At 75.5% G+C, this 10,845-nt stretch carries 9 protein-coding genes; 4 read left to right on the top strand and 5 right to left on the bottom strand.

Annotated elements, in window-relative coordinates; translation table 11 throughout:
- Positions 1-67 precede the first annotated feature (67 nt).
- Positions 68-868 carry an inositol monophosphatase family protein gene (locus SSBG_RS05535; protein ID WP_008745217.1) on the bottom strand — a complete coding sequence of 267 codons (801 nt, stop codon included), beginning with the start codon at positions 866-868 and terminating at the stop codon, positions 68-70.
- Positions 869-945: 77 nt separating this feature from the next.
- Entirely contained in the window at positions 946-2,073 is a 1,128-nt protein-coding gene (locus SSBG_RS05540) for a ferrochelatase (protein ID WP_008745218.1), read from the bottom strand.
- A gap of 331 nt (positions 2,074-2,404) precedes the next feature.
- Here SSBG_RS05540 and SSBG_RS05545 point away from each other — a divergent pair, with 331 nt between their 5' ends.
- Both SSBG_RS05545 and SSBG_RS05550 read left to right on the top strand, forming a co-directional pair.
- Positions 2,405-3,733, top strand: a complete 1,329-nt coding sequence (locus tag SSBG_RS05545) for an MFS transporter (RefSeq protein ID WP_008745219.1) — start codon at positions 2,405-2,407, stop codon at positions 3,731-3,733.
- Positions 3,696-5,012 carry a D-arabinono-1,4-lactone oxidase gene (locus SSBG_RS05550; RefSeq protein WP_008745220.1) on the top strand — a complete coding sequence of 439 codons (1,317 nt, stop codon included), beginning with the start codon at positions 3,696-3,698 and terminating at the stop codon, positions 5,010-5,012. The genes SSBG_RS05545 and SSBG_RS05550 overlap by 38 nt, the downstream gene beginning before the upstream one ends.
- Positions 5,013-5,122: 110 nt before the next feature.
- Here SSBG_RS05550 and SSBG_RS05555 read toward each other — a convergent pair whose 3' ends face one another.
- Positions 5,123-6,535 (bottom strand): hypothetical protein, encoded by a 1,413-nt coding sequence (locus SSBG_RS05555; protein ID WP_008745221.1) that lies wholly within the window; start codon positions 6,533-6,535, stop codon positions 5,123-5,125.
- A 559-nt stretch (positions 6,536-7,094) separates the two neighbouring features.
- Here SSBG_RS05555 and sepH point away from each other — a divergent pair.
- Positions 7,095-8,174 carry a septation protein SepH gene (sepH, locus tag SSBG_RS05560; RefSeq protein WP_008745223.1) on the top strand — a complete coding sequence of 360 codons (1,080 nt, stop codon included), beginning with the start codon at positions 7,095-7,097 and terminating at the stop codon, positions 8,172-8,174.
- 81 nt (positions 8,175-8,255) lie between these two features.
- Here the strand turns inward: sepH and SSBG_RS05565 are convergent, their stop codons facing one another.
- Positions 8,256-9,107, bottom strand: a complete 852-nt coding sequence (locus tag SSBG_RS05565) for a sulfurtransferase (protein ID WP_008745224.1) — start codon at positions 9,105-9,107, stop codon at positions 8,256-8,258.
- Between the two features lie 202 nt (positions 9,108-9,309).
- Between SSBG_RS05565 and SSBG_RS05570 the strand changes: the two genes are divergently transcribed.
- The gene (locus SSBG_RS05570; RefSeq protein WP_008745225.1) at positions 9,310-10,107 is read left to right on the top strand and encodes a VOC family protein; all 798 of its coding nucleotides are present in this window, start codon (positions 9,310-9,312) and stop codon (positions 10,105-10,107) included.
- Positions 10,108-10,113: 6 nt separating this feature from the next.
- On the opposite strand, the gene SSBG_RS05575 is transcribed toward SSBG_RS05570, so the two are convergent.
- Entirely contained in the window at positions 10,114-10,764 is a 651-nt protein-coding gene (locus SSBG_RS05575; protein WP_008745226.1) for a thymidine kinase, read from the bottom strand.
- Positions 10,765-10,845 lie beyond the last annotated feature (81 nt).

A 10,845-nucleotide genomic window follows, 5' to 3' on the forward strand; every position in this document is an offset into this window, starting at 1 on the left:
CCGGCCCCTTCGTCCACTCCGCCTCGGGTCACCCGCCCCCGTACGGGCCGTCCGGCCCGCCGCCGGCTCAGTCGTGCCAGGCGCCCAGTTCCTCCAGGCGTGCCTGGAGGCTCTCGAAGAGGCCGGGCGGGGCGGCGACGGTCAGTTCGGGGCTCGGCGGGGCGCCGGGACGGCCGCCGGTGAGGGCGCCCGCCTCGCGGGCGATGAGGTCGCCCGCCGCGTAGTCCCAGGGGTTGAGGCCGCGCTCGTAGTACGCGTCGAGGCGGCCCGCCGCCACGTCGCACAGGTCGATCGCGGCCGAGCCGCCGCGCCGGATGTCGCGCACCGAGGTGATGAGCCCGGCGATGACCCCGGCCTGGTGGGCGCGCCGTTCGGCGAGGTAGCCGAAGCCGGTCCCGACGAGCGCGCGGCCCTCCTCGGCCGGGGGCCGCACGCGCAGCACCCGGTCCCCGAGCCGGGCCCCGCCGCCCCGTACCGCGTGGTACACCTCACCGCGCACGGGCGCGTCCACGACGCCGACGATCGTCTCGCCGTCCTTCTGCGCCGCGATCGAGACGCACCAGCTCGGCAGCCCGTAGAGGTAGTTCACCGTCCCGTCCACGGGGTCGACGACCCACCGCACCCCGCTCGTCCCCTCGCGGTTCGCGCCCTCCTCGCCGAGGACGCCGTCCTCGGGCCGGTGCTCGGCGAGGAACCCGGTGATGAGCTTCTCGGAGGCGAGGTCCATCTCGGTCACGACGTCGACGGGGCTGGTCTTGGTCGCGGCGACGCCGAGATCGGCGGGCCGCGCGTCCCGGAGGAACGCGCCCGCGCGGCGCGCGGCTTCGAGGGCGAGGGGCAGCAGTTCCCGAGCGAGCTTGTCCGTCACGTTTCTCCTAGGTCGGGCCGGGCTGGGAACCCCAGTCTCCCCGGCGGTGGCGGAGCGGGGCCCCGGGGGGAGGGGCGCTAGGAACCGGCCGCCGCGGGGCGCGGCGTGCGCGCCGGGCAGCACCCGACCGGGCACACGTCGTGGCTGGCGCCCAGGGCTCCGAGCGCGCACCGGGCGGGCCGCTCCCCCCGCTCGGCGGCGGCCCGCTCCAGCAGGAGCTCCCGTACCGCCGCCGCGAAACGCGGATCGCTGCCCACCGTCGGGGACCGGCGCACCGGCAGCCCCAGCTCCGCCGCCTTCGCCTTCGCCTCCGTGTCGAGGTCGTACAGGACCTCCATGTGGTCCGACACGAAGCCGATCGGCACCATGACGACCGCGGGGACCCCGGCCGCGTGCTCCGCCTCCAGGTGGTCGCAGATGTCGGGCTCCAGCCAGGGGATGTGCGGGGCGCCGCTGCGGGACTGGTAGACGAGACGCCAGGCGTGGTCGGTGCCGGTGCGCTCGCGCACGGCGGCGTGGACGAGCGCGGCGACGTCGAGGTGCTCCTTGACGTACGCGCCGCCCTCGCCGTGCGCCTCGGGCGCGCCGGAGGTGTCGGCGGCCGCGACGGGGATCGAGTGCGTCGTGAAGGCGAGGTGCGCCCGCTCCCGTACGTCCTCGGGAAGCTCCGCGAGGGAGCGGAGGACGCCGTCGACCACCGGCTCCACGAATCCGGGGTGGTTGAAGTAGTGCCGCAGCTTGTCGACCACCGGCACGTCGAGGCCCTCGGCCTCCAGGGCCGCGAGCGCGTCGGCGAGGTTCTCGCGATACTGGCGGCAGCCGGAGTAGGAGGCGTAGGCGCTCGTGCACAGCACGGCGACGCGGCGGCGGCCGTCCTTGACCATCTCGCGGAGCGTGTCGGTGAGGTAGGGGGCCCAGTTGCGGTTTCCCCAGTAGACGGGCAGGTCGAGACCGTGCCCGGCGAAGTCGGTGCGCAGCGCTTCGAGCAGTTCGCGGTTCTGGCCGTTGATCGGGCTGACCCCGCCGAAGAGGAAGTAGTGCTGCCCGACCTCCTTGAGCCGTTCACGGGGGATGCCCCGGCCCCGGGTCACGTTCTCCAGGAAGGGAACGACGTCCTCGGGTCCTTCGGGGCCTCCGAAGGAGAGCAGCAGGAGGGCGTCGTAGGGGGTGGCCCCTGAGGCGGTGGGATCGAGAGCTTCGGCCATGGCTCCGATCCTGCCACCAGCGGCGCGGCACACGACGCGCGCCCCGCGCGTGTCCGGAGCGGAGGGCCCGGTCCGCACCGGGGGGCGGGTACGGGCCCGGTGGCGGGTACGGACCGGCGGGAGTCCGGTCCCGTACGCCTGCCGTCCCGCCCCGGCCGCCCCGGGCCGTCCTCTCCCCCGCGCCGCCCGGCATCTCCCGTGCGAAAAACCGCCCGGCTGCGTAAGCTCGCGGGGCCGGGTTCACTGCTTACCTCTCAGTCCGCCCGTCCCCTCTCCCCCGCGCGCGGCGGCCCCCGCCGCCCCGCGCCCCCACGCCTGCCCGGAGCCCGTTTTGCCCAGCCCCTACCGCGCGATCTTCCGCGCGCCCGGCACCCTGTCCTTCTCGGCGGCGGGGCTCATCGGGCGCTTGCCGCTCGCGATGATGGGGATCGGCGTCGTGACGATGATCTCCCAGCTCACGGGCCGCTACGGGCTCGCGGGCGCGCTCTCGGCGACGATCGCCCTCGCCGCCGCCGTGCTCGGCCCCCAGCTCTCCCGGCTCGTGGACCGGCACGGGCAGCGGCGGGTGCTGCGGCCCGCGACGCTCATCGGGCTCGCGGCGACGGCCGGGCTGCTGCTCGCGACGGTCCACGAGGCGCCGGACTGGACGCTGTTCGTCTTCGCGGCGGGGATCGGCTGCGTGCCGAGCGTCGGCTCGATGGTGCGCTCGCGCTGGGCGGCGCTCTACCGCGACGAACCCCGCATGTTGCACACCGCCTACTCCTTCGAGTCGGTCGTGGACGAGGTGTGCTTCGTGCTCGGCCCGATCCTCTCGATCGGCCTGTGCACGGCCTGGTTCCCCGAGGCGGGGCCGCTCCTCGCGGGCTGCTTCCTCGCCGTGGGCGTCTTCTGGCTCTCCGGCCAGAAGGCCACCGAACCCGCGGCGCACCCGGCCGGGCGGCACGAACGGGGCAGCGCCATGCGCTCGGTGGGGCTGCGCGTCCTCGTGCTCACCTTCGTCTCGACCGGCGTCATGTTCGGCGCGATCGACGTCGTGACCGTCGCCTTCGCCGAGGACCGGGGGCACAAGGCGGCGGCGAGCCTCGTCCTGGCCGTCTACGCGCTCGGCTCCTGCCTCGCGGGCGCGGTCTTCGGGCTCTTCCACTTCACCCGGCCGCCCGCCCGGCGCTGGCTCATCGGGGTCTGCCTCGTGGGCGTGAGTATGATCCCCCTCCAACTGGTCGGGAACCTTCCGTTTCTGGCCGTGGCGCTGTTCTTCGCGGGCCTGACGATCGCTCCCACGATGACGACGACGATGGCCCTCGTCGAGCAGCACGTGCCCCGCGCGAAGCTCACCGAGGGCATGACCTGGGTGAGTACGGGTCTCGCCGTCGGCGTCGCGCTCGGTTCCTCCGTGGCGGGCTGGGTCATCGACGCCTCGGGGCCGAAGGCGGGATACGCGGTCCCGGGGGTTGCCGGGGCGGTCGCGGTCGTGGTGGCGTTCCTGGGGTACCACCGGCTCAGCAAGCCGGTTCCGCAGCGGGGAGGGGCGCAGGATGAGCAACGAGCGGGAAGTGCCGGGAGCGAAGGAAGCGCGCGCGGCGCGGGGGCCGGAGCCGGCGGGGGCAGGGCGGCCCCGGAGCGTGCCGGGGACGGCGCGGCCGGGCGGGACCTGGCGTAACTGGGGCGGCAACATCACGGCGCGCCCGGCCCGCGAGGAGAGCCCGGCATCCGTGGACGAACTCGCGGGGGTGCTGCGCCGCGCGGCCGGGCAGGGCCTCACCGTCAAACCGGCCGGGACCGGCCACTCGTTCACCGCGATCTCCGCGACGGACGGCGTCCTGGTCCGCCCGCACCTGCTCACCGGCATCCGGCACATCGACCGCGAGGCCATGACGATCACCGTCGAGGCGGGGACGCCGCTCAAGCGCCTCAACGCGGCGCTCGCCCGCGAGGGGCTCTCCCTCACCAACATGGGCGACATCATGGAGCAGACCGTCGCGGGCGCCGTCAGCACCGGCACGCACGGCACGGGCCGCGACTCCGGCTCGATCGCCGCGCAGATCGCCGGTTTCGAACTCCTCACGGCCGACGGCACGCTCCTGCGCTGCACCCCCGAGGAGAACGCCGACGTCTTCGCCGCCGGGCGCGTCGGCCTCGGCGCGCTCGGCGTGCTCACGGCCGTCACCTTCCGCGTCGAGCCGGTCTTCCTGCTCACCGCGCGCGAGGAACCGATGCCGTTGGACCGGGTCCTCGCCGAGTACGAACAACTCGTGACCGAGAACGAGCACTTCGAGTTCTACTGGTTCCCGCACACGGAGAACACGAACACGAAGCGCAACAACCGCAGTCAGGGCCCGGCCCGCCCGGTGAAGAAGCTCCACGGCTGGTTCGAGGACGAGTTCCTGTCCAACGGCCTCTTCCAGGTGGTCAATTCGCTGGGCCGCGCGGCGCCGGCGACCATCCCGGCGGTGGCCCGCCTCTCCAGCCGGGCGCTCTCGGCGCGGACGTACACGGACATCCCGTACAAGGTCTACACGAGCCCGCGCCGGGTGCGGTTCGTGGAGATGGAGTACGCGGTGCCGCGCGCCGAGGTCCCCGCGGTGCTGCGCGAGCTGAAGGCGATGATCGAGCGCTCGCGGCTGCGGGTGAGTTTCCCGGTCGAGGTCCGCAGCGCCCCCGCCGACGACCTCGCCCTCTCCACGGCGAGCGGTCGCGACTCGGGCTACATCGCGGTCCACCTGTACCGGGGCACGCCGTACCGGGAGTACTTCACGGCGGCGGAGCAGATCTTCACGGCGCACGCGGGCCGCCCCCACTGGGGCAAGATCCACACCCGGGACGCGGCCTACCTCGCGGACGCCTACCCCCGCTTCGCGGAGTTCACGGCCCTGCGCGACCGCCTCGACCCGGACCGTCTCTTCGCCAACCCGTACCTGCGGCGCGTGCTGGGGGACTGACGGACGCCGGGGCGCGGGGACGCGCCGGGCGGCCGGTACGGCGAAGCCCCCGTCCGCTCCCAAGTACGGGGGCGGGCGGGGGCTTCGCGCCGTGGGGAGCGGGCGGCTCCTCAGGGTGTCTGCCCCTGCGCGCCGTCCTCCGGCTGCTGCCCGCCCGTGCCGCCGTCGCCCTGGTCACCGGTGCCGGTGCCCGGGTCCGTCGCCCCGCCGGATTCCTGGCCGGTGCCGGGGGTCTGCCCGGTGGGGTCGAGGGTCGTGCTCGGGGACGGCTTCCCCTGGTCGTCACGCTTCGTGACGTCGTCCGGCGCGCTCGGGTCCGCGGCGCCGTCCTTCCCGTCCCGGGGCCGGCTCGGCGAGGTGCTGTCGCCCGGCGTGGGCGAGGTGGAACCGTCCTTGCCGTCCTGCCCCTTCGAGCCGGTCGGGTCCGTCGAGTCCGCCGGGCCGGTCGAGGAGGACCGGCCGGGCTGCTCGGGCGGCGGTGCCTGGTGGTGGCCGCCGCCGTTGCCCCCGAGCTTGCTGATCGTGGAGCCGGAGCCGCCGCTGAGGGAGTGGCCGGCGAGGAGTTCGTATCCCGTGATGCCGGCCATCGACACGGCGAAGACGCCCACGGCGGTGAGCAGCGCCTTGCGCCAGCCGCGCGGCCTGCGGGGGCTCTGGTGCGTGACGGGAGCGCCGTACGCCCCGGGGGTCGCAGGTGGGGTCCCGTTCTCGTGCGCGGCGTACGCCCCGGGGGCGGTGCGCGTCCCGGTCCCGGGAGCGGTGTCCTCGCGCGCCGTGCCGAGCAGGCGCGTCGCCTCGTCCTCGCGCACCGGCCCGAGCAGGCGCGTCGCCTCGTCCCCGGGGACGGCGCCGAGGAGCCGTGTCGCCTCCTCGGCCGGGACGGCGGGGAACAGCCGGGACTCGTCGTCGGGTACGGGCCCGCCGGTGCCCGCCGGGAGCACGCGCGTCGCCTCGTCGGACGGCGCGGCGGCGGGAAGCACCGCCGTCCAATCGGCGTGGGCGGCCGGGAGCACCGTCGTCGGGTCGGCGTCCGCGGCCGGCGGAGTCGTCCGGTCCGCGTCGGCGCGCGGCAGGAGCCTCGTGTGGTCCGCGTCGGCGGGCGGCTGGACGGTCGCGGCCTCGGCGCGGGGGGCGGGGACGTCCGGGAGGTGGCGCTCGGGGTGCGCGAGGAACGTCGGCGGGACGGGGTCCCCGGAGCCGTCGTGCGGAACCCCGTGCCGGGGGACGACCTGCCCGGCCGCGTCGCGCAGCTGCTCGCCCGTTCTGCGGAAGAGGTGCTGGAAGACGCTGCCGCCCGTGGTGGCCACGACGCTCATGACCCCGGCGCCGATGACCGTGCCGTAGACGCCGAGTTGGGAGGCGGCGATCGCGGCGGCGACCGAGGCGAGGGCGGAGCCCGCCACCTGGGGGACGCTCAGGTCGAAGCGCTTGGCGGGCTTCTGCTCGTCGGCGACCGCCTCACCCGCGGGCGGGCCGCCGCCACGTATGTGAGGTGTGTCGCCCTTCACGGCTTCCTTCTGCATCTACCTGCCTTACATCGCCTTTCGTCCACCTTGCCGCAGGAAGTGACTACCGGGCGAATCGATTGGTTCCGGTTCCGTGGATTTTGTGAAGCGCGCCACCCGGCGGCGGGCGCTCCCAGCCCGGTGCCCGCGCGAGCGCCCGCGAAACGCGCCGGAGCACACGCGGCACCTCGCGCACGTCCCCGGCGCGGGGGGAAGTCCGGCGGAGCGTCGCCCCACCACGGGTGGCCCGAATGGAGTACTGTGGCGAGCCCTGGGTCCGGTCTCCCGTCAGGGTGCCCGGGACTCTTCGCACCGGAGCGGTCGGCCATCCGGCCGGAGCGGGTCCGGCCGCGGGGGGACGACCCGGCGGTGGCGGGAGAGTCCCGTACCCTCTGGGAGTCCGGGTGGTCACTCAGCGTTGCAAATGAGTACCGTGCCATAACGGAGTGTCAGGACCCGTGCCCGACACGCCGGGCAACTCGGCAAGGTTGTGGCAGGCTGCACCCGGGCAGGCCACACTCGACTAGCGGAAGCAGCGACGCACGTGACGTCGGCAGGCACCACCCGGGAGGTCCCCATGCCCGAACTGCGTGTCGTGGCCGTCAGCAACGACGGCACACGTCTTGTGCTGAAAGCTGCCGACAACACGGAGTACACCCTCGCCATCGACGAGCGGCTGCGCGCCGCCGTGCGCGGCGACCGGCCGCGCCTCGGCCAGATCGAGATCGAGGTCGAGAGCCACCTGCGGCCCCGGGACATCCAGGCCCGTATAAGGGCGGGGGCGAGCGCGGAGGAAGTGGCGCAGCTCGCCGGCATCCCCGTGGACCGCGTACGGCGCTTCGAGGGCCCGGTGCTCGCGGAGCGCGCGTTCATGGCGGAGCGGGCCCGCAAGACCCCCGTACGCCGCCCCGGCGAGTCCGCCGGTCCCCAGCTCGGTGACGCCGTGCAGGAGCGGCTGATGCTGCGCGGGGCCGAGCGGGAGACCGTGCAGTGGGACTCCTGGCGCCGCGACGACGGCACCTGGGAGGTCATCCTCGTCTACCGGCTCATCGGCGAGACGCGCTCGGCGAGCTGGACCTACGACCCGCCGCGCCGCCTCGTGCAGGCCGTGGACGACGAGGCGCGCGCGCTCATCGGCGAGTCCGACGAGCTGTCCTCGCCCGAGCCGACTCCCTTCGTGCCCCGTATCGCGCGGCTGCCGCGCGAGCGCACGATCGACCGCTTCGACCGTGACCGTCCCTCGCTCCCCGACCGGCCCCCGGCCCTTCCGCCCGCGCCGGTCGCCGAGGAGGAGGACGAGGAGCAGGCCCCGGCGGCCTCGGCCGAGCCGGGCCGCGACTCGCTGACGAGTCTCCTGGAGGCGGTGCCGAGCTTCCGCGGCGACATGGTGGTGCCCGAGCGGCCCGCGGTGGAGCGGACGGGCCAGGACGAGCCGGAGCGCGAGCCCGAGGCCGAGGAGCCCCCGGCCCCCGCGGCCTCGGCGGGTTCGGCGTACGCGGACGTGCTCATGCCGCGCGCCGTCTCCAGCCACCGGGACCGGCTGATCGGCTCGACGGACCGTCAGGCCGAGGCGGACGGTGTCCGCCCGGGGCGCCGCGCGGCGGTCCCGAGCTGGGACGAGATCGTCTTCGGCACCCGGCGCAAGAAGCAGGACTGAGCCCCGGCACGGGGCGGGGGCCGACGGCGCCCGCCCCGTGCCGCGCGCGGCTCCCGTCAGCCCCGTGCCACGGGGTTTCGGTCAGCCCCGCTCCGCCCCCGTGGCGACCGGGCGCTCGCCGTCCGCCGTCCACTCCGACCACGAGCCCGGGTACAACGCCGCCCGTACCCCGGCCAGTTCGAGGGCCAGCACCTCCTGCGCCGCCGAGACGCCCGAGCCGCAGTACACGCCCACCGTCCGCGCGCCGTCCGCGCCCAGACCGGCGAAGCGGGACCTCAGCTCGGCGACGGTCCTGAACCGCCCGTCGGGCCGGAGGTTCTCCGCGGTCGGCGCCGAGACCGCCCCCGGGATGTGGCCGCCCACCGGGTCGACCGGCTCCACCTCGCCCCGGTACCGCTCCCCCGCCCGCGCGTCGAACAGCACTCCTGTGCGCGCCAGTTCGGCCGCGCCCTCCGCGTCGAGCGTCGGCAGGGCGCCGGGCTCCGGCACGAAGTCGCCGGGCGCGGGCTCCGGCACCTCGGTCTCCACGGCACCGGCCCAGCGGGGGAATCCGCCGTCGAGCACGCGCACCGCCGAATGCCCCGACCAGCGCAGCAGCCACCAGGTGCGGGCCGCGGCCCAGCCCTGGCCGTCGTCGTACACGACGACCTCGCGGTCCGCGCTCACCCCGGCCGCCCGCATCGCGGCGCCGAAGTCCCCCGGCGCGGGCAGCGGGTGACGCCCGCACGGTCCCGGCGGGGCGGCGAGCTGGGTGTCGAGGTCGACGAAGACGGCGCCGGGCACGTGCCCTTCGAGGTACGCGGGCCGCTGGCTGGGCTGCCCGAGCCGGTAACGCACGTCGAGGACGACGGGCGGTCGGGGCCCGGCGAGGGCCGTGGCGAGGGTGTCGGCGTCGATGAGCGGGGAGACGGGGGCGGGTCGCGAGGTGGTCATGGGACCATCCTGGCCCACGGCACCCCGGCGCACTCCCCCGCCCGCGCGCCCCGTACGTCCCCCGGTGCGCGCGCTCGCGCGGCGAAGACGGGGCCCGCCGGTCCCGGACGGGCCCTTCGCGCGACGAGAGGTGCACAATCGGGTACGCACCGTGGCAGCGGGTGCGTCGGGTGCGGGTGGAACGGGCGGAGAGCGAGGCGCGATGGCTGAGGCACGGGCGGCGGCGGAGCGGGACGGCGTGGCGGGAGGGGCGCGGCGGGGGCCCTGCTGGGTGAGCCTGATGGTGCGCGATCCGGCCGCGGCACGGGAGTTCTACGGGGCGCTCTTCGGCTGGGAGTACGAGGAGGGGCCGCGCCGGCTCGGCCCGTACGCGCGCGCCCTGCTCGACGGCCGCCCGGTCGCCGGGCTCGGGCAGTTGCCCGCCGGTACGGGGCTCCCGGTCGCCTGGACCACGTACTTCGGCACCGAGGACGTCAACGAGCTGGCCGCCACGGTTCACGCCTGCGGGGGTACGGTCGGCGTCGGCCCGCTCGACTCGCCGGGCGCCGGGCGGCTCGCCCTCGTCACCGACACGGGCGGCGCCGCCTTCGGGCTGTGGCAGCCCACCGCGCACGCGGGCTTCGCCGTGACCGGCGTGCCCGGCGCCCATTCCTGGTCCGAGCTGCTCACGCGGGACACCGCCTCGGTCGCGCCGTTCTACCGGGCCGCGCTCGGCTTCGGCACCCGCCAGGAGGGCCCCGGCCAGGTGACGTTCACCCTCGACGGGCGCCCCGTGGCCGCCGCGCTCGGGGTGGGACGCGCGCGGGCGCGCGAGCGCGGCGCGGGGTGGCTCGCGTGTTTCGAGGTCGCCGACGTGGCCGCCTCCTGCGCGGCGGCGGTCCGGCTGGGCGGGCAGGTCGTGGAGGAGCCCGCCACGGGACTGCGGGGGCCCACGGCGACGATGGCCGATCCGGAGGGGGCGGTCTTCGCGCTCGTACGGACCGACGTCGCGCGCGCGTGAGCCGGGTCAGTCGCGCTGGACGGGCAGGACGTCCGGGGAGCGCACGCCCGCCTTCGCCGTCGCGCTCGTCACGCGGCGCAGGTGGTGACGGCGGCACAGGACCTCGTAACCGACCTCACCGGCGGGCCGGTTGACGTCCCCGACGACGACCTGGGCCCCTTCGACGACCATCTCGCCGTCCACGGTGCGGGCGTTGTGCGTGGCCCGCGCGCCGCACCAGCACAGCGCCTCCACCTGGAGTGCCTCGACGCGGTCGGCGAGTTCGATGAGGCGCTGCGAGCCGGGGAAGAGCTTGGTGCGGAAATCCGTCGTGATGCCGAAGGCGAAGACGTCGAGGCGGAGTTCGTCCACGACGCGCGCCAGCTGGTCGATCTGGCGCGGCGCGAGGAACTGCGCCTCGTCCACGATCACGTAGTCCGCCCGGCCGCCCCGGGAGAGCAGGCCGACGAGGTAGCCGTGCAGGTCCATGCCCTCGGCGGCCTCGACCGCGTCCGTGACGAGCCCGAGGCGCGAGGACAGCTTCCCCTCGCCCGCCCGGTCGTCCCGCGTGAAGATCACGCCCTGGAGTCCGCGCGCCGAGCGGTTGTGCCCGATCTGGAGCGCCAGCGTGCTCTTCCCGCAGTCCATCGTCCCGGAGAAGAAAACCAATTCGGACATCAGCGGACAGGGGCCTTTCTGGGGGCGCCGGGGCAGGGAGCGGCGGAGCGGGGCGGCGGTACGGGCGGGGCGGCGGGTGGT

The organism is Streptomyces sp. SPB074, assembly GCF_000154905.1.
In the GTDB taxonomy this organism is placed as follows: domain Bacteria; phylum Actinomycetota; class Actinomycetes; order Streptomycetales; family Streptomycetaceae; genus Streptomyces.